Source organism: Dyadobacter sp. BE31, from assembly GCF_031457695.1.
Classification (GTDB): domain Bacteria; phylum Bacteroidota; class Bacteroidia; order Cytophagales; family Spirosomataceae; genus Dyadobacter.
The window spans coordinates 1313389-1336070 of record NZ_JAVDXA010000002.1 but is presented as its reverse complement, the minus strand read 5'-3'; the positions used below and the strand labels follow the sequence as shown (position 1 = coordinate 1336070).

At 49.9% G+C, this 22682-nt stretch carries 20 protein-coding genes; 17 read left to right on the top strand and 3 right to left on the bottom strand.

Annotated elements, in window-relative coordinates; all coding sequences use genetic code 11:
• The first annotated feature begins 19 nt into the window (after positions 1-19).
• From J2Y43_RS14215 to J2Y43_RS14205, 3 genes are all read left to right on the top strand, one after another.
• Positions 20-709 (top strand): NAD-dependent deacylase, encoded by a 690-nt coding sequence (locus J2Y43_RS14215; RefSeq protein ID WP_309983656.1) that lies wholly within the window; start codon positions 20-22, stop codon positions 707-709.
• Between the two features lie 2 nt (positions 710-711).
• Positions 712-1593, top strand: coding sequence for a bifunctional 5,10-methylenetetrahydrofolate dehydrogenase/5,10-methenyltetrahydrofolate cyclohydrolase (locus J2Y43_RS14210; protein ID WP_106598327.1), 882 nt, complete (start codon positions 712-714; stop codon positions 1591-1593).
• 236 nt (positions 1594-1829) lie between these two features.
• Entirely contained in the window at positions 1830-2954 is a 1125-nt protein-coding gene (locus J2Y43_RS14205; protein WP_309983654.1) for a helix-turn-helix domain-containing protein, read from the top strand.
• Between the two features lie 3 nt (positions 2955-2957).
• On the opposite strand, the gene J2Y43_RS14200 is transcribed toward J2Y43_RS14205, so the two are convergent.
• Positions 2958-3728, bottom strand: coding sequence for a hypothetical protein (locus J2Y43_RS14200; RefSeq protein WP_309983652.1), 771 nt, complete (start codon positions 3726-3728; stop codon positions 2958-2960).
• Entirely contained in the window at positions 3721-4788 is a 1068-nt protein-coding gene (locus J2Y43_RS14195; RefSeq protein ID WP_309983651.1) for an AMP-binding protein, read from the bottom strand. The genes J2Y43_RS14200 and J2Y43_RS14195 overlap by 8 nt, the downstream gene beginning before the upstream one ends.
• A gap of 185 nt (positions 4789-4973) precedes the next feature.
• On the opposite strand from J2Y43_RS14195, the gene menB reads away from it, so the two are divergent.
• From menB to J2Y43_RS14125, 14 genes are all read left to right on the top strand, one after another.
• Entirely contained in the window at positions 4974-5798 is an 825-nt protein-coding gene (gene menB, locus J2Y43_RS14190; RefSeq protein ID WP_106598331.1) for a 1,4-dihydroxy-2-naphthoyl-CoA synthase, read from the top strand.
• 53 nt (positions 5799-5851) lie between these two features.
• Positions 5852-6265, top strand: coding sequence for an EVE domain-containing protein (locus J2Y43_RS14185; protein ID WP_309983649.1), 414 nt, complete (start codon positions 5852-5854; stop codon positions 6263-6265).
• On the top strand, positions 6252-7832 hold the full coding sequence (locus J2Y43_RS14180; RefSeq protein ID WP_309983647.1) for a hypothetical protein: 1581 nt from the start codon (positions 6252-6254) through the stop codon (positions 7830-7832). Before J2Y43_RS14185 ends, J2Y43_RS14180 begins: the two co-directional genes overlap by 14 nt.
• 110 nt (positions 7833-7942) lie before the next feature.
• A complete protein-coding gene (locus J2Y43_RS14175) occupies positions 7943-8830 on the top strand; it encodes a class I SAM-dependent methyltransferase (RefSeq protein WP_309983645.1) in 888 nt (295 codons plus the stop codon).
• Between the two features lie 6 nt (positions 8831-8836).
• Positions 8837-10036 (top strand): tetratricopeptide repeat protein, encoded by a 1200-nt coding sequence (locus J2Y43_RS14170; RefSeq protein WP_309983643.1) that lies wholly within the window; start codon positions 8837-8839, stop codon positions 10034-10036.
• A 61-nt stretch (positions 10037-10097) separates the two neighbouring features.
• On the top strand, positions 10098-12041 hold the full coding sequence (thrS, locus tag J2Y43_RS14165) for a threonine--tRNA ligase (RefSeq protein ID WP_309983641.1): 1944 nt from the start codon (positions 10098-10100) through the stop codon (positions 12039-12041).
• Positions 12042-12151: 110 nt separating this feature from the next.
• The gene (gene infC, locus J2Y43_RS14160) at positions 12152-12706 is read left to right on the top strand and encodes a translation initiation factor IF-3 (RefSeq protein WP_223410042.1); all 555 of its coding nucleotides are present in this window, start codon (positions 12152-12154) and stop codon (positions 12704-12706) included.
• Between the two features lie 137 nt (positions 12707-12843).
• Positions 12844-13038, top strand: a complete 195-nt coding sequence (gene rpmI, locus J2Y43_RS14155) for a 50S ribosomal protein L35 (RefSeq protein WP_015810726.1) — start codon at positions 12844-12846, stop codon at positions 13036-13038.
• A gap of 103 nt (positions 13039-13141) precedes the next feature.
• Positions 13142-13486, top strand: a complete 345-nt coding sequence (rplT, locus tag J2Y43_RS14150) for a 50S ribosomal protein L20 (RefSeq protein ID WP_015810727.1) — start codon at positions 13142-13144, stop codon at positions 13484-13486.
• A gap of 93 nt (positions 13487-13579) precedes the next feature.
• The gene (locus J2Y43_RS14145) at positions 13580-14107 is read left to right on the top strand and encodes a hypothetical protein (RefSeq protein WP_309983638.1); all 528 of its coding nucleotides are present in this window, start codon (positions 13580-13582) and stop codon (positions 14105-14107) included.
• 111 nt (positions 14108-14218) lie between these two features.
• A complete protein-coding gene (locus J2Y43_RS14140) occupies positions 14219-16765 on the top strand; it encodes a phosphocholine-specific phospholipase C (protein WP_309983637.1) in 2547 nt (848 codons plus the stop codon).
• Positions 16766-16946: 181 nt separating this feature from the next.
• Positions 16947-18857, top strand: coding sequence for a molecular chaperone DnaK (gene dnaK / locus J2Y43_RS14135; RefSeq protein WP_309983636.1), 1911 nt, complete (start codon positions 16947-16949; stop codon positions 18855-18857).
• Positions 18858-19045: 188 nt separating this feature from the next.
• Positions 19046-19261 carry a hypothetical protein gene (locus J2Y43_RS14130; RefSeq protein ID WP_106598341.1) on the top strand — a complete coding sequence of 72 codons (216 nt, stop codon included), beginning with the start codon at positions 19046-19048 and terminating at the stop codon, positions 19259-19261.
• Entirely contained in the window at positions 19258-20076 is an 819-nt protein-coding gene (locus tag J2Y43_RS14125) for a glucose 1-dehydrogenase (protein ID WP_309983634.1), read from the top strand. Before J2Y43_RS14130 ends, J2Y43_RS14125 begins: the two co-directional genes overlap by 4 nt.
• Positions 20077-20206: 130 nt before the next feature.
• On the opposite strand, the gene J2Y43_RS14120 is transcribed toward J2Y43_RS14125, so the two are convergent.
• Positions 20207-22657, bottom strand: a complete 2451-nt coding sequence (locus J2Y43_RS14120) for an alpha/beta hydrolase-fold protein (RefSeq protein ID WP_309983631.1) — start codon at positions 22655-22657, stop codon at positions 20207-20209.
• Positions 22658-22682 lie beyond the last annotated feature (25 nt).

Below are 22682 nucleotides of genomic sequence, written 5' to 3'. Positions count from 1 at the left end.
ACATAAAACGAAGAAGCCCATGAAAAAACTGGTTGTACTTTCCGGAGCAGGGATCAGCGCTGAGAGCGGGATCAGTACTTTTAGAGATAATAATGGGCTTTGGGATAATTACCGCATCGAGGACGTCGCTACGCCCGAAGCCTGGATTCGCAACCAGGAGCTCGTGCTGGATTTCTACAACCAGCGCAGGAAACAGGCCGCGGATGTGAAGCCTAATGCGGCACATTACGCCCTGGCGGAGCTGGAAAAGCATTTCGATGTAACAATCGTAACGCAGAACGTCGATAACCTGCATGAACTCGCGGGCTCCTCCAAAGTGATCCATTTGCATGGGGAACTTTTCAAATCGCGAAGCACGAAAGATCCTAAGCTCGTGTATGATATGACGGGCTGGGAGCTGAAAACGGGCGATTTGTGCGAATTGGGCAGCCAGCTGCGGCCGCATATCGTGTGGTTTGGCGAAGAGGTACCCATGATGGAAGTGGCCGTGGATGTGACCGAACAGGCGGATATGTTCCTGGTGATCGGCACGTCCCTCGCGGTTTACCCCGCTGCCGGGCTCGTGCATTATGTTCCTATCGGCAAGCGTATTTACATTGTAGATCCGAACAAACCGGACATAACCTTGAAATCCAACATGGTTTTCATCCAGGAAAAAGCCACGACCGGAATGCAAACTTTGATCAAGAAATATTTACTACCTGAATAATAATGCAACTACTCGACGGGAAAGCTATTTCTTCCCAAATAAAATCTGAAATCAAGGCCGAGGTTGAACAATGGGTCGCCGGCGGTGGTAAGAAACCGCATTTGGCCGCGATACTCGTAGGCCAGGATGGCGCCAGCGAAACTTACGTGGCTTCCAAAATCCGCAGCTGCGAAGAAATCGGGTTCACCTCTACCCTGCTGCGTTTCGAAGCGGACATTACCGAGGCGCAACTCCTCGAAGCGGTAGAATCGCTGAATAATGATCCCGATGTAGACGGTTTTATCGTACAGCTGCCGCTACCAAAACACATTTCTGAAAACACAGTGATGGAAGCCGTGAACCCTGCGAAAGACGTGGACGGTTTCCACCCGATTAACGTCGGCAGAATGTGCAAAGGACTGCCTGCTTACATTTCCGCTACGCCCTTTGGCATCCTCGAAATGCTGATCCGGGCCGGAATCGAAACGAGCGGCAAGCATTGCGTGGTAATCGGCCGCAGCCAGATCGTAGGCTTGCCGATGAGCATTCTCATGCAGCGCAATACCTACCCGGGTAACTGTACCGTGACGATCACGCACAGCAAAACACAAAACCTGAAAGAGATCTGCCAGTCGGCCGACATACTGATCGTCGCGTTGGGCCGGCCGGAATTCGTGAAGGCCGATTATATCAAAGAAGGTGCCGTCGTAGTGGACGTGGGCATTACCCGCGTGGCCGACGCCACCAAAAAGAGCGGTTTCTCGATCAAGGGCGACGTCGATTTCAACGACGTGGCACCTAAATCGAGCTACATTACACCCGTGCCGGGCGGTGTAGGTCTGATGACCATCTGCGGTTTGCTGACCAACACGTTTAAGGCGGCTAAGAAGGAAATTTATAAATAGGCCGTCAGCTGTCGGCAATCGGCTGTCGGCCCTTGGCAAAATGCAGATTTAAAAGAGCCGAAAGCCGACGGCCGATTGCCGAAGTAAAAAAGCCGGATCATCGGGATTTGCTTAAATCCTGGCGATCCGGCTTTTTTATGTTAAAATTTTAAAAAAGTAGGTAAGAAAGTTGCTCAATTCGTTTTTTACTAAAAGATTTGTCAATTGGTAGGCAGTTTGAACGGATCGGTTGTACTATGAGCATCGTCAGCAACAACATCAAGTATCTCAGAAGGCTGAACGGCCTGACGCAGGAACAGTTTGCCCGTAAGATATCGATCAAGAGATCGTTACTGGGTGCTTACGAGGAAGCCAGGGCCAATCCCAACCTTACTAATCTCAAAAACATGGCCGCCGCATTCGGCGTTAGCGTGGATAATTTGCTAAAAAACGATTTGCGAAAACTAAGGGAAACACCCGAAATGTCGCTTCCGCTGACAACCTCGCGGCAAATGACGGTTTCGCATTCGGGCACGATGCCCCAGCCCACGCCTACGCGCACGCCCGGGTACACGGAGCCGCAGCCACTGTCTAAAATCATTGAAACATACCAGCAGCCCGAACAGCCATTAAGGCAAGTTTCGCGGCAGATCAATTTGAAACCCATTAGCGGAGAAACTCCTCAGCCAGACGTGGCCCGGCCAAACGTGGCCCAACCGAATGCGGTCCGACCGAACGCGGCTCAGCAGGAGGTATTTCACCAGCCAGCCTATCAGCAGCCAGCTTCTCACAGCCCTGCCACGATGCAGCCGCAACCGGCACCTCAGCCAGGCGCAGGTTTGCCTACATTCAACAACCAATACCAGACCCCGCAATTCAATGCGGCGGTGGAGCAGCCCGCGCAGCACTTCCCTACTATTCAATGGGTAGCGCGCAACAAACAGGCCGAATACATAGCCCATTTTCAGAATCCGGGTTATCTAAACTCGCTGCCACTTTTCCAGTTGCCTAATCTGCCATCGGGCTATTACCGTGCATTTGAAAGCGGCGAGGACTTCACCTACCCCGGCTCCATACTCGTGGGGACTTTCATTCGCAATTGGTATGATATCAAGGACGGTATGCAGTATGTCTTCCTGCTCAGAAACCATGGATTGATTTACAGAAATGTATTCAATCAGGTGAAGACGGCGGGTGTGTTGCTGCTTACGTCGGACAATGCAGAGATTGCGGAGCTGGAAGTTCCTTTGCAGGATGTGCTGGAAGTGTGGGAAGTAAAGGCTTTCGTAAGCGCGCAAATGCCTGTGCCCCAGCCTTCACTCGAACGGGTGGCTCAACTCGTGGATGAGTTGCAAATGGAGCTGAGCCAGTACCGTCAGTAATCGTTACTTCGAAAGCGTATTGAACAACGCCTCGATCTTCGCGAGGTCTTTACTTTTGGAGGTGGTTTCCAAAACCGCAACACCCATTTGATACCACAGGCCATCTCCTGCTGTAAGGTATTTACCGCGTTTAGTCGGGCGGTTTTCAGATGCATTATCGGCTACAAATTCAGCTTTGTAAACTGTATCCATTATTTTTTGCAATTGATCCCAATGCAGTTTACGGGCGGTACCGCCATTTTTGCTTAATGTAAATTCCTTCTTTCCGAACGACGCTTTTAAATCAATAACGGTTTTGCTGTCATCGATATCCAGATAAGTCAGTTCAAAAGGTTTTTCACGACCCGCAGTTTCGAAGATCGCCTGCATCATTTCCTGCAAGAAGTAAGACCAGCGCTCTTTATCAACCGGGTAAATCGTAACGTACTTGCCGTTCTCTTCCAGTTCTATTTCAATAAAATCTTCGTACTCACTCTCCTCGCGTTTGCGAATGGTTTTAGAACTGGTGAAAATCTCCTGAAACTCGTTAATCCAAATCGCCGGCAATGCGCCCTTCCATTTATAGTCGTCATCCTTGGAAAAACCTTCATCGTAAATTTCGTCGTCTGTCAGTTCTAAGCGGTCGTTGTAAATAATGTCGAAATCTACACGCAGGTCCTCAGCCGACTGAATATCCAGTTTCAAAGTGTAGAAATGGGCAAACGGGGCCGGAACTACCGGAGCTGTCTGATAGCGAACAATATACTGACCGGGTATTTGAAGATTTTTATCCATTCGGAATATTTAAAAACTGTTGAAATGTGGCGCGCTTGTCTACTTTGTCGGTAGCTGTTTTGGCAAACGCTTTTGCAAAGTAAATATGTTTCGGGTTCTCATAGGTCGAAACACGGCTTCTAATTTCTGCCGGGAGTTTCTCATCGGGCATATTATCCAATGCATTTTCGACCACCAGCACGAGCTTCTGTCCCAGTTTTTCATCGGGTTCCCACCAGCAGAAAAATGCATTGGGAATACCCAAATCATGAAAAACCCGCGCGATCTGTTGATCTGTCTGGTCCAGCACAATTTTCACACCGCCGGAATTGATCACATTATCCGCCCGCCCTATCCATTGAAATCCGCCTTCCACGAGTTGCACCAGATCATTGGTCTGCACCTTTTGCCCGCTGGTAACAGCCCCGGATACAAACAGGCAGCCCCGCTCGTCCGTACCAAAGGCAATTCCAGGCAGAAACACATATGAATCGCTCGCATCCGGCCCGTTCAATGCCTTCAAAGCGACGTGGGAAACGGTTTCGGTCATACCGTAGCTTTGGAAAACGGGGACGTTCAGGGCTTTGATCCTGCCCGCCAATGCCAGATTCACCGGCGCCCCGCCGAGGAGTATTTTACCCAGCTTACGCACATGGTCGGCCGTCGCCGGACTTTCCAGGATCGCCTGCAATTGCATCGGCACCATGGCCACAAAGTCGAAATCCACGGTATCCAGGCCATTCAGCGGGTTCGACGTAGGCTCTGTGACGGTCAGTTCCCAGCCCAGCTCCAATCCCCGGACGAGCATCATCAGCCCCGCAATATAGCCCACATTCAGGCACACGAGCGCGCGCGTCCCGCTCCCGAGCGCAAGGGCCTTGCCCGTCATAGCCGCACTCGCTTCCAGTTGCTTGCGCGTGACGGTAATAGGTTTGGGCATGCCTGTGGAGCCGGAGGTATGGAGCACAAACTCCCTGTCGCCTTCAAGCCACCTTCCCATAAAGTCGTAAGCCTGTGCGAAATAGGGATTTCGCGGCCTTTTCTGCGTTTGCCAATGCGTTTTGCCCGTTGTCCAGATCATACCTGTAATTTCTGCGGATTCATTGTTCCGGGTTGCGAATAGCCCGTTTTTAATGCGGTGGAAAGTTATTCATTTGTTTTTGAACCTAACCCAAACAATGAGTAATTTCGCGCATTCGGGCAATACTTAACGGTGACATTTCCCGCCAGGCGTTGCCATTTATTCCAATCTTACCAATCTGATTTATGTCCAGTACAGTTCAATGGGAAACCATTAAAGAATACGAAGAAATTCTCTTTACACTTCACGAAGGAATTGCCAAAATCAGCATCAACCGCCCGCACAAGCATAACGCATTTACACCGCTTACGGTCACTGAAATGATCGATGCGATGCACATTTGCCGCGAAGATCCCCGGATCGACGTCATTATCCTGACCGGCGAAGGCGGCAAAGCATTCTGCTCCGGCGGCGACCAGTCGGTACGCGGCCACGGCGGCTACATCGGCGACGACCACGTACCACGCCTGAACGTGCTCGACTTGCAAAAAATGATCCGCTCAATTCCCAAAGCCGTAATCGCGATGGTGGCCGGCTGGGCGATCGGCGGCGGCCACGTGCTGCACGTGATCTGCGATATTTCGATCGCAGCCGACAATGCACGTTTCGGACAAACCGGCCCGAAAGTCGGCAGCTTCGATGGCGGCTTCGGCGCATCGTACCTTGCCCGCGTGGTAGGCCAGAAAAAAGCACGCGAAATTTGGTTCCTCTGCGACCAGTACGACGCCGATGAAGCATTGCAAATGGGCCTTGTGAATAAAGTGGTTCCCTTAGAGCAACTGGAAACAGTGACTCTGGAATGGGCGAAAAAAATTCAGGAAAAAAGCCCGTTGTCTATCCGTATGCTCAAAAGCGCATTCAATGCGGAACTCGACGGACAAGCAGGTATCCAGGAGCTGGCAGGCAATGCAACACTGCTTTACTACCTCAGTGAGGAAGCGAAAGAAGGACAGCGCTCGTTTTTGGAGAAAAGAAAGCCGGATTTCAGCAAATTCCCGAAATTCCCTTGATTTAGTCGGGAAAGATTAACATTTTAACTCATATCATTACAAATACTCACTGAATGAACCATTGGCTTGTAAAATCAGAACCATTTAAATACTCCTGGGACCACCTCGTTGCCGAGGGGGAAGGCATGTGGGATGGCGTCCGCAACTACGCCGCCCGCAATAACCTGATGGCAATGAAAGTGGGCGATCCCGTGCTGTTCTACCACAGCAATGAGGGCAAGGAGGTCGTTGGGCTTGCCAAGGTTTCAAAGGAACATTACCCCGACCCTACTACCGAAGAACCGGGATGGGTGGTGGTGAACCTCGTTCCCGTTGAGAAGTTCCCGAACACCGTTACGCTTGCGCAGATCAAGAAGGACGAGCTCCTCAAACAAATGGACCTCGTCCGTTTGTCGCGACTGTCGGTCGTACCGGTCAAACGCGAAGAATTCGACCATATCGTTGCTTTGGCACATGACAAAAAATAAGCGATCCGTTTTTCGGCTGGTCTTACCGTTACTTTTCCTGGGCGTCCTCGGTGCGCCGGTTTTCGCCCAGGGAGTGAAGCGGATTGAACTTCCCTTGCCCGGTAACACGGCCTACCAGGCTGTTCCGCTCGGCAAACAGGGCGTACTGCTCATTTCCAAGCCCGACAAGGGCACGTTCAATGTCCAGAAATTCGACACGAACCTCGAACGGGTGTGGTCTATCGACGGCCCGATCGAATCGAACCTCGATTACATCGCATCCTCCTACGACGGGCAGGCCGTATTCCTGCTTTTCAGCAAGTACCGGAGCTCTTTGTATCAAATTGTGAAGGTGAATGTCGGCCCCGGCTTCGTGGAGACTTTTACTATTAATACCGTCGATCGTTTTGAGATCACAGATTTCAAAACGATGGGCTATTCCGTTTTTATGGCAGGTATGGTACGTAATGAGCCGGTGTTGATCTACACCCAGCTTACTACGCAGCAAACCAGGGTGTTACCTTCGGCCATTAAAGGCTCTAACGCCATTCAGACGGTCGAAGTGGATACGGCGCAGCATTTGGTGAATGTTTGTTTCGCGGTAAAAAAAGGCCGTCAGACCAAAATCGTGGCGCGTTCCTACGAAGAAACCGGCGAGCTTTACACGCAGGTCAGCGTAGATCCGGAAGATGATTTCTCCTTACTCAGCGGCCGTTTGCAGGTTTTGAACGACTCTGTTCGCATTGTGATCGGCACTTATGGCTACCGCAATATGCAGAGCAGCACCGTAGCGGCCTCGCAGGGATTGTACATCAGCAAGATCGTCGGCGACGAAACGGTTTTCACCAAGTACCACAGTTTTACCGATTTCAAAAACTTCTTCAACTTCCTGAGTGAACGCCAGCAGGAGAAGATGGAAAAACGTATCAGAAAGAAAAAGGAAAGCGGCGACGACCTGAAACTGAATTACCGGCTGCTTGTACACGATATTGTACCGAAAACCAATAATTTCCTCCTGGTAGCGGAAGTATTCTATCCTGAATACCGCTATCAAAACCCCAGCATGATGGGCGGTTTCAATTACGGATACGGCGGATACGGTTACCCGTTCGGAATGGGCCTCTATAATCCCTATCTCTGGAATCCGATGTACGGCGGCAGGGGTTATAACCAACAGGTGTTCGATGGTTTTACATATACGCACGCGGTCGTTGCGGATGTGGACCAGAACGGTAACCTGCTTTGGGATAACAGCATTAGTTTCGACAACGTAAAAAGTATGGAATTGAAGGAAAAGATCAAGGTCCAGTCCTTTACTAATGGTAATTCCAAACTGATTTACAGCCATAACGGCGCCATTCGCAGCAAGATCATCAAAGGCAACCAGGTGATCGACAGCGACCGCGTCATCCCGAATGAGACTTACGTGGAAGGCGACAAAGTGCGTAAAACCAGCACCGACGATATCGACTACTGGTACGACAATTTCTACCTGGCATGGGGCGAACAACGCATTGTCAACGCAGCAGGTGATCCGAACACGAGGGGGAGGCGGAATGTGTTTTATTTGAACAAGATTGCTTATTAGGACTTCGGCTGTCGGCCGTCAGCTGTCGGCCCTTAAGCCTCCGGGAGCACTTTCATAATCTACAACTTAAAAAAGGCCGACGGCCGAAAGCCGAAAGCCGAAGTAAAACTTTGATACTACTTTCACCAGACCAACATACCGACTACCAACTGATCGACAGCGGCGGATTTGAGAAACTCGAAAAATTCGGGCCGTACGTGCTCTCGCGGCCTGAGCCGCAGGCTATCTGGGACAAGTCGCTTTCGGAAGCAGAATGGGACAAGCGCTCGAATGCTGTTTTCAAAAAGGATAAAAACTCACAAGACAAGGGCCAGTGGATTACCAAAGGCGATATGCCGGACAAATGGGTGTTCCAATACCGCACCAAAGAGTTGCATTTGCGCACGAAACTGGCATTGTCGTCCTTCAAGCACGTAGGCGTGTTTCCCGAGCAGGCTACCAACTGGGATTTCATCTCCCGGACTTTGAAGCAAATGCCGGAGGAAAAACCGTCGGTACTCAATCTGTTTGCCTATACCGGCATTGCCTCGCTGGCGGCGAAATCGGCCGGCGCGGATGTAACGCACGTGGATTCGGTGAAGCAGGTGATCAGCTGGTCGCGGGAAAATATGGACCTGAGCGGGCTGAGCAACATCCGATGGGTGGTGGAAGATGCATTGAAATTCGTGCAGCGCGAAGTGCGCCGCGGTAACAAATACAATGGGCTGATCCTCGATCCACCCGCATACGGGCGCGGACCGGATGGCGAAAAATGGCTGTTGGAAGAAAGTTTGAATGAACTACTCCGGCTCTGTGCACAGTTATTAAAGGAAAAGAACTTCTTTTTTATCATTAACCTGTACTCGCTGGGTTTCTCTGCGTTAATCGTGGAGAACCTGATTAAAGCACATTTCGGAACGGAGATCAAACACGAGTTCGGTGAATTGTTCATCCCCGATTCCTTTGGCAAAAAGCTGCCGCTGGGCGTATTTTCGCGTTTTTCAGACCAGAATGTTTAGAGGCGAATGAAGTGTGACAATCTGAAATATTTACCATTTGCAGTAATCATTGCGCTGGCCGGGCTCGAACAGTCGTGCCAGAGCGACGCGCGCACGTCCACGCGCATTCCGCCGGTGATCAAAAAAGGCAAAGCACAATGGCAGAACGACGCATTGCTCTCGCTCACGGACCTGATCAACCGCGGCATCGATTCCGACGTGAATTATTTCAAAAGGGCGCGTATTTACTTCGAGCGCGAACAGTATTCGGAAGCGCTGGATGATATTAACGAGTCGATTTACGAGCAGGATAATGTAAGCGAGTACTTCCTCCTGCGCGGGAAAATCAACCGCGAGCTAGGCAAGATCGACAATGCGCTGGAAGACGCGCAACGCGCCGAGGCATTGCAGCAAAGCAGTCCTGAACTGTATGTGCTGCTGGCGGATATTTTGCAGGCTAAAAATCGCTTCGGCGAGGCGGCCGGCTATCTGAACCAGGCATTGCGGATGGCACCATATGATGGCTCTGCCTACTATGTAAAAGGCATGTTGCAAGCCAAGCAGGGCGATTCACTGGCGAGCTTGTCAAGCCTGAACTACGCCATGAACGTCAATCCGCGGCTGCTGCGTGCTTACGAGCAGGGTACGATGATCAATCTCAAATTGAAAAACACAGCCGAAGCGCTTGCTATCAACGAAAGAGCGCTGAAACGCTTCCCCGAGCGGGCAAGCCTGTTTTTCGGAAGAGGGGAAATCCTGAATGCGTTGGCACAGCCCGACACCGCATTGATATTTTATCAAAAAGCGGTAGCCATCCAGCCCGACTACGAAGAGGCGCTCAACCAGCTCGCCACCGTAGCCATGCAACTCCGCGCCTACCCACAGGCAATCCCGGCATTGAAAACGCTTTTGAGAAAGAAGCCGAAATCGAAAGAGATCAACAATATGCTGGGTTATGCCTATGAAAAAAGCGGCGAGCTCGATGTGGCAAAAACCTATTACGAAACGGCATTGACCATCGCGCCGGGTGACCAGGATGCGCGCTACGGCATGTACCGTATCCGGAAAATCGAGTCGGAAGGGCTGTACCCCTCCTACTATCCTGAGGAAAATACCACCCCGGGCTACAAATTACTCGATACAGCGCGGGTTAAAATTAATATTATCCAACCCCGTGGTACTACAAATATCCGCGTGGACTCATCACGCAAAGCTAAAATTGAATAGCTTTGTGTTTTGCGGCCTGCCGCATTGCCATTGAACCATAGTCACAGAATTATTTTTTTGAATGAAAGACGAGTCTCAAGTAAAAATTACCCTGCCCGATGGTAGCGAACGTTTTTACCCAAAAGGGGTAACCGCTCTCGAAATCGCGCTCAGTATCAGTGAAGGGCTTGCACGGAATGTGATAGCCGCCAAAGTCAACAATGAAGTCTGGGACCCTACGCGCCAGATCACGGAGGACTCCCTGGTAAAACTGCTGACGTGGAACGACGAGGATGGTAAAGCTACATTCTGGCATTCTTCGGCCCACTTGCTGGCCGAGGCATTGGAAGCACTCTATCCGGGCATTAAATTCGGTACGGGGCCTTCGATCGAAAAGGGCTTTTACTATGATGTGGACTTGGGCGGACAGACCATTTCGCAGGAAGATTTCCCGAAAATCGAGGCGAAAATGCTGGAACTCGCGCGCCAGAAAAACGAATATATCCGCAAGCCGATCAGCAAGGCAGAAGCCATCGACTATTTTACTAAAAAGGGCGATGAATACAAGCTGGAACTGATCGACGGGCTGGAAGACGGCTCCATTACTTTGTACGAGCAAGGCGGTTTCACCGACCTTTGCCGCGGGCCGCATATCCCGAATACCGGTTTCATCAAAGCCGCCAAACTCACCAACATTGCGGGCGCGTACTGGCGTAACAAGCAGGAAAACAAAATGTTGACCCGCATTTACGGCATTACCTTTCCAAAACAAAAGGAGCTGGAAGAATATGTAACCCTGATGGAGGAAGCTAAAAAGCGTGACCACCGCCGGTTGGGTAAGGAGTTGGAGCTTTTTGCATTCTCGGAAAAGGTAGGACAAGGTTTGCCATTGTGGTTGCCGAAAGGTGCTATGCTTCGCGAGCGCTTGCAGGCGTTCCTGAGCAAAGCGCAGGCGCGCGCGGGTTACACGCCTGTGGTGACCCCCAACATCGGTAGCAAAGAACTGTACGTTACCTCAGGGCACTGGGAAAAGTATGGTAAGGATTCGTTCCAGCCTATTAAAACCCCTAACCCGGGTGAAGAGTATCTGCTGAAACCGATGAACTGCCCGCACCACTGCGAGATATACAAAACCTCTCCCCGCTCCTACAAAGACCTGCCATTACGGTTCTCGGAGTTTGGGACAGTTTACCGGTACGAGCAAAGTGGTGAGCTGCACGGCCTGACCCGCGTACGTGGGTTTACGCAGGACGACGCCCACATTTTCTGCCGTCCCGATCAGGTGAAGGAAGAGTTCATCCGCGTGATCGACCTTGTACTATATGTATTCAAATCACTCGGTTTTGAAGATTACAGTGCACAGGTATCGCTTCGTGATCCTAACGACAAGGTGAAGTACATCGGGAAAGACGAGGATTGGGAAAAAGCGGAGAACGCCATTGTTGAAGCTGCCGCCGAACGCGGCCTGAAAACCGTAACGGAACTCGGCGAAGCCGCATTCTACGGTCCGAAGCTCGACTTTATGGTTCGTGACGCATTGGGCCGTAAATGGCAGTTGGGTACAATTCAGGTTGATTACCAGATGCCGAAGCGCTTCGGCCTGGAATACACCGGTTCCGATAACCAGAAGCACCAGCCGGTGATGATCCACCGCGCGCCTTTCGGTTCCATGGAGCGTTTTATTGCGATCCTGATCGAAAACACCGCGGGCCAGTTTCCGTTGTGGCTGTCGCCGGATCAGATTGCCATTCTGCCGATCTCCGAAAAGTTCGCTGATTATGCAGAAGATGTGTTCTTCCAGTTGCAGGATCACGATATCCGTGGCTTTGTGGACCACCGTGATGAAAAAATCGGTCGCAAGATCCGTGATGCGGAAGTTACCAAAGTACCTTTCATGCTCATTGTCGGTGAAAAGGAAGCAGCCGAAGGGAAACTCTCGGTACGCCGCAAAGGCGAGGGTGATCTGGGAAGTATGACGATCGAAGAGTTCGCAGCCTTTTTCAAAAAGGAAGCCGCTATTGCTTGATGTTTTTGTAAGATTTTAGTATTATTCCAGCAATAAGGCACTATTTTTGTGGAGCTAGTGTTAATTTTTTCGATTTCCACCAAAAACAAAAAAACACCAATACAAATTATATGGCATTACGACCCCCTAGTGGACGGATGAGGATTCCCGAAGAACCTTACAAAATTAACGAACGAATTACAGCAAAAGAAGTACGATTGGTCGGCGAAAACATTGAACCGGGCATCGTAGATATCAATACAGCCCGAGCGATGGCAAAGGCACAAGGGCTTGATCTGGTTGAGATTGCGCCAACGGCAGTTCCGCCGGTCTGCAAAGTAGTTGACTACTCGAAGTTCAAATACGAGCAGAAAAAGAAACAAAAGGAGATCAAGGCGAAAGCACAGAAAGTGGTTATCAAGGAAATCCGTTTCGGCCCGAACACGGACGACCACGACTTCGATTTCAAATTGAAACATGCGACCAACTTCCTGAAAGAGGGTTCAAAAGTAAAAGCATACGTGCATTTCGTAGGACGTACGATCGTTTTCAAAGAGCGCGGTGTGAACCTTTTGAAGAAATTTTCCGAAGCTTTGGCGGATTACGGCAAGCTGGAAATGGAACCTAAGCTGGAAGGAAAACGGATGACGATCATCCTCGCTCCTGCGCCTGCGAAAGGCAAATAATAAGCTGATTCATCGAGCATATTATATAGAAAATCGTGTTTTCGGCTCCGCGCCGGGAACACGATTTTATTTTTATGTAAAATTTCGCTAATTTCGCGCGCTGTTTTATATTTTATCAACTATTAGTTTTTTGAATCATGCCTAAAATGAAAACCAACTCTGGGGCTAAAAAGCGTTTCGCGCTAACTGGCACCGGAAAAATCAAACGCAAGCACGCTTTCCACAGCCACATCCTGACCAAAAAATCAAACAAGCGCAAGCGTGGTTTGGTGAAGACTGGTCTGATCGATGAGTCTAACGAGAAGCAAGTATTGGCAATGCTTCGGAAATAATCCGTAAAAAGCCAATTCAGAAATTAAATTCTGGTTTTTTGTTCAACCCGATAGAAGGCATTAAAGTCTCAGCAGAGCGCCGATTATCAAAAACAGTTAAATTATGCCACGTTCAGTAAATCACGTAGCGTCACGTGCAAGACGTAAAAAAGTTTTAAAACTCGCGAAAGGCTATTTCGGCCGTCGCAAAAATGTATGGACCGTTGCCAAGAACGCCGTTGAACGCGGTTTGGCTTACGCATACGAAGGCCGTAAACAGAAGAAACGTAACTTCCGCGCATTGTGGATCCAGCGTATCAACGCAGGAACCCGTCAGCACGGATTGTCTTATTCTGCTTTCATCGGCAAACTTAATGCAAAAGGCATCGAGCTGAACAGGAAAGTTCTGGCGGATCTCGCGATGAACCACCCTGACGCATTCAAAGCGATCGTTGATCAAGTAAAATAAAACAGCATCCCGCCTCTCCGGCGGGATTTTTTTTGCATAAAATTTGGATATTGCAGGCGACAAAAGATCATCGTACCTCAAAACCAAATAGAAATGCTGGAACAACTCTTCGACCTCGTACAACAAAATTCCCAACAATCGGTGGTAGACAACCCTGATGTGCCCAACGAGCACAATCAGGAAGTAATCAACACGCTCACCAGCTCGATCACCGGTGGTTTGCAGGAACAAGTACAAAGCGGCAACATCAGCGGATTGCTCGGCCTCCTCGGCGGCGAAAGCGGCACCTCCGGAGCCTCTCTTCTCAACAACCCGATCGTGGCATCGATCGCTACCAACGCCATTGGCGCGATCGTTCAAAAATTCGGGCTGAACAGCCAGGTGGCTGGTAACATTGTAAACTCGGTATTGCCGGGTGTACTGGGTGCAGTAATCGGCCAATTTAATGGTGGCGGTGCCCAGGGAGGCGGAGGCGTTCAAGGGGGAGGGTTCGACCTTGGGTCACTCATTCAAATGGGCGGCAGCCTTTTCGGCGGCGGCAACGATCAGCAGCAAGGCAAGCCGGCTTCGGGCGGTATCGATCTCGGCGGAATGCTGGGCGGCCTCTTCGGCGGAAAGTAATTGTAAAGATTCATTGCCTGATAAAACAAGGGCTTTAAAACGATAGTACATTTGCACAAAATGATGTACTATCGTAAAAGCCCTTTTTCTTTTTTATAACTCACCTTAACCATGGACTCAAGAAGAGAATTTATCCGGAAAGCCACCATGCTCACAGGAGCAGCCGGATTGTTCAGCACCCTACCCGCTTCGATTCAGAAAGCGCTGGCCATTAACCCGCCCAAGGGCACAACCTGGAAGGACGCCGAGCACGTGGTCATATTAATGCAGGAGAACCGCTCGTTCGACCATTCCTACGGAACGCTTCGCGGTGTGCGTGGTTTTAATGATCCGCGGGCCATTACATTGCCGAACAACAACCTGGTCTGGCTGCAAACCAATGCATTCGGCGAAACGTATGTGCCTTTCCGCCTGAATATCAAAGAATCCAAAGCGACCTGGATGGGTTCGCTTCCCCACTCCTGGCCGAACCAGGTGGACGCGCGCAACGAGGGCAAATATGATAAATGGCTCATTGCCAAGCAGCCCGGCAATAAGGATTATGCCAAAATGCCCCTGACGCAAGGCTTCTACAATCGCGAGGATATTCCTTTCTACTATGCGATGGCGGATGCATTCACGGTTTGCGATCAGAATTACTGCTCTTCGCTGACCGGTACCACGCCTAACCGGCTTTACCTCTGGACCGGTACCGTACGCGAGAACACCGATCCCGATAAACATTACGCGAACATTCGCAACGAGAACGTGACCGACGATCGTGAAGCGACGTGGACCACATTCCCGGAACGCCTCGAAGACAACGGTATTTCTTGGAGAATTTATCAGAACGAGCTGAGTATCAATACAGGTTTCAGCGGTGAAGAAGACGCATGGCTTGCCAATTTCACCGACAACCCGATTGAGTGGTTCAGCCAGTATAACATCCGTTATCACACGGGTTATCAGCGCTACCTGAAAGAACGTCAGCAAATGCTCCCCGGCGAGATTGAAGCGGCGCAGACGAAACTGGGATCGCTCTCGGGCAAAGAAGCGGCCGATCTTGAAAAAGTACTGAAAGAAAAGCGCGCGTTACTGAAACTTGCGAACGAAGAATTGATTCGTTGGAGTCCTGAAAAGTTCGAGAAACTCTCGCAGCGCCAGAAAAATATTCATAATAAGGCATTCACAATCAACAAGAATGACCCTGATTACCGGAAGATCACCACGGTAAAATACCAGGACGGCGATATCGAAAACGAGGCCAAAGCGCCGATGGGAGACGTGCTCCATCAGTTCCGTTCGGATGTAAAAACCGGTTCATTGCCAACCGTCTCATGGCTGGTTGCGCCTGAGAACTTTTCCGACCACCCCGGCGCGCCCTGGTATGGCGCATGGTATGTGTCCGAAGTGATCGATATCCTGACGGCTGATCCGGAGGTTTGGAAAAAGACCATTTTTATTCTCTGCTACGACGAAAACGACGGCTATTTCGACCACGTGCCGCCGTATGTTGTGCCGAATCCATATCAAGAAGACACCGGTGCCGTTTCCGCAGGAATCGATTGCAAGACGGAATTTGTGACGATGGAGCAGGATATGCAGAAGAAAAAGAAAGAAGAATGCCGCGAAAGCCCGATCGGGCTGGGTTACCGGGTGCCGTTGATCGTCGCTTCGCCATGGAACCGCGGCGGTAATGTGTGCTCCGAAGTGTTCGACCACACCTCCATTCTGCAATTCCTCGAAAAATTTGTGAGCCTTAAATCCGGCAAGCAAGTAAAGGAAACGAATATTACTGAATGGCGACGGACCATTTGCGGTGACCTTACTTCCACTTTCACGCCGTACGACGGCCAGGAAATAAAGCTTCCAACGTTCGTCGAAAGAGAGGAATTCATGGGGAGCATTTTCAATGCCAAGTTCAAAAAACTACCGAACGGTTATAAGGCACTGTCCAAAAGCGAGATCGACGAGGTAAATAACAACCCGCTTACCTCTCCTATATTGCCCAACCAGGAAAAAGGAACGCGCCCGGCCTGCGCCATCCCGTATGAGTTATATGCCGACGGTGCATTCAACTCTGCCAAAAATGCATTTGAAATTAAGCTGGAAGCCAGAAATGGCATATTTCACGACAAATCTGCCGGTTCGCCATTTATCGTATACGCCCCGGGAAAATACAAAAATGAAAATGTCAAAGTCTGGAATTACGCGGTGAAAGCCGGCGACGCCCTTACCGGCTCGTTCCAACTCGCCAATTTCGAAAATCAGCATTATCATTTACGGGTGTACGGCCCGAACGGCTTCTTTCGTGAATACGCCGGCAACAAGGAAAACAGCTTTTTGAAGGTGGAATGCGCCTATCAACTCGACCGCAGCAAAAAACCGACCGGCCATATCGAATTGAAAATCAGCAACCTCCATCCGGGTCAAAAGGCAGTGCTGAAAGTTACCGATAATGCATATGGTGCTGCTGTTCAAACCATTACACTTGAAAAAGCTTCCGTAGGCGCAAAATCACGCAAAAGCATTGTCCTGAACCTTGCCAAGAGCTTCAACTGGTACGATTTCACCGTTGCGATCGAAGGTGTCGAAAATGCATTCTCACGGTTTGCAGGGCACGTCGAAACCGGTGCCGCCAGCCAGAGCGACCCTTATATGGGCCAGACGCTCAGCTAATAGTTATTCCATCGTCAGGCCATTTTTTTGGCCTGACACTTTGTCATTTCGGTTTTATAAGAAAGTTGCTGGTACGGGGTTTTTAATAAAACTCCCAGTGACCGGCTGAAAAGGAGCCCAAGGGTTCCCCGGCAGGTCAGAGGTCCAGAATCAAATCATACTTAACTTATAAAATAGAACAATGGGAAAAATTATTGGCATAGACTTAGGAACAACGAACTCCTGCGTGGCTGTCATGGAGGGTAACGAGCCGGTTGTAATAGCCAACAGCGAAGGTGCCCGCACTACCCCTTCCGTAGTTGCTTTCATGGATAATGGTGAACGCAAAATCGGAGCACCGGCCAAACGTCAGGCGATTACCAATCCCAAGCATACTATTAGCTCCATCAAGCGTTTCATGGGTAAAAAATACGATGACACAACATCTGAAATGAAGACTGTTGCGTACAGCGTAGAAAAAGGCCCTAACAATACTCCGCGCATTCCTATCGGTGACCGCCTTTACACACCACAGGAAGTTTCTGCATTCATTCTTCAAAAAATGAGACAAACTGCGGAAGACTATCTGGGTCAGGAAGTTACCGAAGCGGTGATCACCGTTCCTGCATACTTTAACGATGCAGAACGCCAGGCTACAAAAGAAGCTGGTCAGATCGCCGGTCTGGATGTAAAACGTATCATCAACGAACCTACTGCTGCTGCTTTGGCTTACGGCCTTGACAAACAGCACAAGGATATGAAAATTGCCGTGTTCGACTTGGGTGGTGGTACTTTCGACGTATCTATCCTCGAATTGGGCGACGGTGTATTCGAAGTAAAATCTACCGACGGTGATACCCACCTGGGTGGTGATGACTTCGACCAGGTGATTATCAACTGGTTGGCCGACGAGTTCGTGAAAGACGAGGGCGTTGACCTGAGAAAAGATCCTATGGCATTGCAGCGTTTGAAAGAAGCTGCTGAAAAAGCAAAAGTTGAATTGTCGAGCTCGGCTCAGACTGAAATCAACCTGCCGTACATCTTCCCTGTTGATGGTATTCCAAAGCACTTGGTTCGCACTTTGACTCGTGCAAAATTCGAACAATTGGCTGATTCTCTGTTCCAACGCATGATGGAACCTTGCAAGAGAGCGATGAAAAACGCAGGATATTCAAACAGCGACATCGACGAAGTAATCCTCGTAGGTGGTTCGACCCGTATCCCTCGCGTACAGGAAGAAGTAGAGAAATTCTTCGGCAAAAAGCCTTCGAAAAACGTTAACCCTGACGAGGCTGTGGCCGTTGGTGCCGCAATCCAGGGTGGTGTATTGACTGGTGAAGTGAAAGACGTACTTCTTTTGGACGTTATTCCTTTGTCACTCGGTATCGAAACATTGGGTGGTGTGTTCACCAAGCTGATCGAAGCGAACACAACTATTCCTTCGAAGAAAACTGAAACGTTCTCGACTGCCGCTGATAATCAGCCATCTGTGGAAATCCACGTATTGCAGGGCGAGCGTCCGCAGGCAGCCAACAACCGTACACTCGGTCGTTTCCACCTGTCTGATATCCCACCAGCACAACGCGGTGTACCTCAAATCGAAGTAACTTTCGATGTAGATGCGAACGGTATCCTTCACGTTTCTGCGAAAGATAAAGGAACCGGCAAAGAGCAGAAGATTCGTATCGAAGCTTCCAGCGGTTTGACCGACGCCGAAATCACCAGAATGCGTGAAGAAGCGAAAGCTAACGAAGCCGCCGACAAAGCGGAACGTGAAAAAATCGAAAAAATCAACGGAGCTGACAGCCTGATCTTCTCAACTGAGAAACAGTTGAAAGAATATGGTGACAAACTTTCTGACAGCAACAAATCGAGCATCGAAGCTGCGCTGGCAGAATTGAAAACCGCTCACCAGTCTCAGGACCTTACAGCGATCGACGCTGCATCTGAGAAACTGAATGCCGCATGGCAAGCTTCCGCTCAGGAAATGTACGCGCAGGGTGGCGAAGGTCAGCCAGGTGCAGGTGGCCCAACCGGAAACCCAGGTGCCGGTGCCGCCAACAACGGTTCGACTGACGACGTGACGGACGTCAATTTCGAAGAAGTAAAATAAGAATGAGATTAGAAAAAGTCCCCGTCCGTTAAACAGATGGGGATTTTTTTTACACGCTGTGTTACATTTTGGGGTGACAATGCGTATATAATAATAGAAAATCAACGCAAAAACGAGTGGCATTGATTTTTTCAAACCAAAACAAATCTTCATCAATCAATCAAACCACTAAAAAAATTCAGACTCCTATGGACGCAAGAATCGCATTGCCAGAATTGATGTACCTTTCTCCCACTACCCGCGAAAAAGCGGTGGCCGTCGCCCAGGAACTATTAAGATCTACCAACATCTCCCCTCGCGAGGCTGTTTCCAAAGCAATTCTGATTGCGAAAAACTGGGCGGTTAAAAACGTGAACCGCCGCGTTTGGAAAAAACTGAAAGCTGTCGAAAAAGAAATGATATGATCGAACTGAAATTCAAAGATCAGGTCGTCATCGTTACAGGGTCCAGCTCCGGGATCGGTAGAGCTTGTGCGTTGCATTTCGGTAATAACGGTGCGCATGTGGTGGTGAATTACAGCTCCAACGCCGCCGCGGGTCAGGAAGTGGTCGACGAAATCCGGGCCAACGGAGGAAGCGCGGTTCTGGTAAAAGCCGATGTGAGCAAGGAGGACGAAGTGAAGTTCTTGTTTGCGGAAACTGTCAACCAATTTGGGCGCGTAGATGTGCTGGTCAGCAATGCAGGCTTGCAAAAAGATGCACCATTCCTGGAAATGACTTTGGAGCAGTGGCAGAAGGTAATTGACGTCAACCTGACAGGCCAATTCCTCACCTGCCGCGAAGCTGCCAAACAGTTTATCGCTCAGCAACAGCCGGTTACCGAAACAAACCATAGCGAACTGGCGATCGGAAAAATCGTATTGATGAGCTCCGTACATGATGTGATCCCTTGGGCGGGACATGTCAACTACGCTGCTTCGAAGGGCGGGGTAATGATGTTCATGAAATCAATATCGCAGGAGCTTGCGCCATACAAAATTCGCGTGAACTCGGTAAGCCCTGGCGCAATCAAAACCCCTATTAATCAAGAGGTGTGGTCGGATCCCGATAAATACCAAAGCCTGCTCCACCTGATTCCTTACAAAAGAATAGGTACCGCACAGGATGTGGCCAAAGCAGTTGCCTGGCTCGCATCCGATGACTCGGATTACGTGAATGGCGAAACGTTGTATATCGATGGCGGGATGACGCTATATCCCGAGTTTGCCGACAATGGATAAAGGGCTTTAAGCTATAAGCCATAGGCTATCAGCTATACGGAAACGGCTGCATATGAAGTGATTACATATTCACTTTATATGCAGCCGTTTTTCGCTTACAGCTTACAGCCTATTGCTTACAGCCTCTTCCCTACTGCTCCACAAACTCCCCGCGCTCCACCGACCAGTCGTTTCCGAAGAAGCCGGACATCTTCACTTCCTTAATTCCGTTCTTCAACATATCGGCCGAGAATATCATTACATCCGGGAAGCCGCTGCCGCCGCTGAAATACTGATTAGCGTTAGCTGCCTGAAAACCTGCCTTACCGGTTCCTGAAATGACGGTAACAGACGCGGTCTTGCTATCGGATCTTGGATAAATGAAGTATGCCGCAAGATCGTTGCCCGCAAATTGCTTCCCACCTACATCGATCTTACCGCTTGTTACGGTCACCGGACAGTTTTTCAGTATTTTATCCCATGCCAGGTTGGTATTTTTGTTACCGTAAAGAATCACACCTCTGTCCTTAAATTGCTGTGGATCAAAGTCTTTATCCGCAACAATGTCCACCGCACCATTACCGCGGTAGTACCACGACTCCGCGTCGAATGTCGCTTTCTCAAATGCCCAGGCCCTCTCTTCCGCATTACCGCCCGTCGCGTACACATATACCATCCGGTTTCTGAATGCATCCTTCAAGGTGCCGCTCCGCTCCGGGTTCTTCTCAGTAGGTGCTGGCGCGGCTGCTTCTTTCCATCCCCCGTCATTTTTCAGGTAAATGGTTTCATTTCCTTTCACGACATACTCAACCGGCGCTTTTCCATCCAGCACAATCTTCAATTTAGAACCGGGCATGAATGCGCCAAGATCCAGTGAAAGCAAAGCCACATTCTCGGTAGTACCTTCAATCTGCGAATCCTTTTTGCTGCTAGTAAGTTTTATATGACTGTACTTCAATGCATTAATCTGCTGAACTACACCGGCCCAGCGCATGCGCGAAGAAATACCCGGGTTAGCAGTTTTGAAGTCGATAGAAGTTACAGTGGTGTCCTTCGGAATGGAATGCCAGCTAAAAAAGTTAAAGATCGGCGGCCAGTCTACGCTGATATCGCCATACCAGTGCTCGCCTCCGATGTGTTCATAATAGCTGAAATCGCGATGGAATTTTCCGAGAATGTCACGCATTTGGCGCGCATACGTAACGGGCACAGTACGGTCCGCATCCCCGTGCGCGATGTACACGCCCAGGCTTTTATAGTTTGAAGTCAATGCTAAAACATTACTTGGATTGCTGGCTCTCAGCAACATAGCCTCAATCGGCGACCCAGCGCTATCGGGAATCACTCCATCGTGCGAACCATAAGCCGCCAGAGTCGGGTAACCTGCCGACGGAGCAATCGCGGCCCATTTTTCGGGATACGTCGCACCCAGAAACCAGGTACCATGCCCACCCATCGAGTGACCGGTGAGATATATACGAGAAGGGTCCGGGTTGAATTGTTTCTTTGCGATACCCAGCACCTCCAATGCATCCATCCTTCCCCAATCTTCCCAGTTGAATCCGCGGGGGCGGCGGTTGGTGGGTGCTACGAGCACTCCCCAATCTTTGGGTTTATATGCACGAGCCTGGCTAATCGCCTGAACCTCCGCGCCATGCACAGAGAAAAACAATGCGGGACGGCTATCCGACCCACTTTTGATTTGCGGAGAAACGGCGTAGTATTGTACGCTACCATCCAGCTCACTCACGAAGGTGCGGCTATATTGCTTACCCGCCTCTACCGACTGGATCGCAATTTTCGACTGGTCTGTAACTTTGCCGTTTTGCAGCAAGCTGAGCGAAACTTCATTCTTGCCAACACCCGTTACCCCGCTACCGTCGATTAGTACACCCACTTTTCGTAGTGTCATAGCCGGTACCGACGGTAGTTTGGTCACAATGTGTTTTCCGGCTACGGTCGTCTTCACTTCCAGACCGGCCAATGCCTTTTTAGTCATATTCGAAATGACGACGCCCATCCAAAGTGAATCATTTTTGAAGCCAGGAACCACATCGGAAATTGTAAGATCCTCTGTATTAATGGAAACTGCTTTGCCTGGAAAAGTAAGGTTGGCAGTAATCCCGCCGAAGCGACCGAAGCGGGCTACCCGCGCGTAGATCTCATTCTTGCCTTTTTTCAGAAGAACCGGCAAATGCATCCAACCGTAGCGGTACATGTCGCCTCCGCGCGGCACGCCGTTCAGGAAAATCATATCCTGACCAGTAATGGTGAGAATCGCAGTTTGTTCCTTTTTGGATTCGTAGGTCAGATACACATAACCGTTAGAAAACGAGTCGCCTCGAAAACGGTGTGTCGAGTCGGCCTGCACTTTCTTCCATTTCACCTCCCCCGCTTTGGAATCGGTTAATAAAATACTTCCTTCTTGCGGTTTGAGCGTACCTTTGTAAAGTTGGTAGGCCAGTTGATCGGTGTACAACGCTTCCCGTCCATATTGATGGCATGGCCCGACGGCCAGCCCTTCCTCAAAATGGTAAACCGATTGTGCTTGGTTTTGGGAGAAAACAAATAGTAATGAGAGTGTCGCAAAAATCCTTTTCATGAAAAGAGGTTTAGTAATCAGAGAA

Excerpts from the sequence above, each read along its gene's own strand:
- menB (WP_106598331.1), top strand. The coding sequence starts at position 4,974 with ATGTCCAGTACAGTTCAATGGGAAACCATTAAAGAATACGAAGAAATT.
- J2Y43_RS14210 (WP_106598327.1), top strand. The coding sequence starts at position 712 with ATGCAACTACTCGACGGGAAAGCTATTTCTTCCCAAATAAAATCTGAA.
- dnaK (WP_309983636.1), top strand. The coding sequence starts at position 16,947 with ATGGGAAAAATTATTGGCATAGACTTAGGAACAACGAACTCCTGCGTG.
- thrS (WP_309983641.1), top strand. The coding sequence starts at position 10,098 with ATGAAAGACGAGTCTCAAGTAAAAATTACCCTGCCCGATGGTAGCGAA.
- J2Y43_RS14170 (WP_309983643.1), top strand. The coding sequence starts at position 8,837 with ATGAAGTGTGACAATCTGAAATATTTACCATTTGCAGTAATCATTGCG.
- J2Y43_RS14215 (WP_309983656.1), top strand. The coding sequence starts at position 20 with ATGAAAAAACTGGTTGTACTTTCCGGAGCAGGGATCAGCGCTGAGAGC.
- rpmI (WP_015810726.1), top strand. The coding sequence starts at position 12,844 with ATGCCTAAAATGAAAACCAACTCTGGGGCTAAAAAGCGTTTCGCGCTA.
- J2Y43_RS14185 (WP_309983649.1), top strand. The coding sequence starts at position 5,852 with ATGAACCATTGGCTTGTAAAATCAGAACCATTTAAATACTCCTGGGAC.
- J2Y43_RS14205 (WP_309983654.1), top strand. The coding sequence starts at position 1,830 with ATGAGCATCGTCAGCAACAACATCAAGTATCTCAGAAGGCTGAACGGC.
- rplT (WP_015810727.1), top strand. The coding sequence starts at position 13,142 with ATGCCACGTTCAGTAAATCACGTAGCGTCACGTGCAAGACGTAAAAAA.
- infC (WP_223410042.1), top strand. The coding sequence starts at position 12,152 with ATGGCATTACGACCCCCTAGTGGACGGATGAGGATTCCCGAAGAACCT.
- J2Y43_RS14200 (WP_309983652.1), bottom strand. The coding sequence starts at position 3,728 with ATGGATAAAAATCTTCAAATACCCGGTCAGTATATTGTTCGCTATCAG.
- J2Y43_RS14145 (WP_309983638.1), top strand. The coding sequence starts at position 13,580 with ATGCTGGAACAACTCTTCGACCTCGTACAACAAAATTCCCAACAATCG.
- J2Y43_RS14130 (WP_106598341.1), top strand. The coding sequence starts at position 19,046 with ATGGACGCAAGAATCGCATTGCCAGAATTGATGTACCTTTCTCCCACT.
- J2Y43_RS14120 (WP_309983631.1), bottom strand. The coding sequence starts at position 22,657 with ATGAAAAGGATTTTTGCGACACTCTCATTACTATTTGTTTTCTCCCAA.
- J2Y43_RS14180 (WP_309983647.1), top strand. The coding sequence starts at position 6,252 with ATGACAAAAAATAAGCGATCCGTTTTTCGGCTGGTCTTACCGTTACTT.
- J2Y43_RS14125 (WP_309983634.1), top strand. The coding sequence starts at position 19,258 with ATGATCGAACTGAAATTCAAAGATCAGGTCGTCATCGTTACAGGGTCC.
- J2Y43_RS14195 (WP_309983651.1), bottom strand. The coding sequence starts at position 4,788 with ATGATCTGGACAACGGGCAAAACGCATTGGCAAACGCAGAAAAGGCCG.
- J2Y43_RS14140 (WP_309983637.1), top strand. The coding sequence starts at position 14,219 with ATGGACTCAAGAAGAGAATTTATCCGGAAAGCCACCATGCTCACAGGA.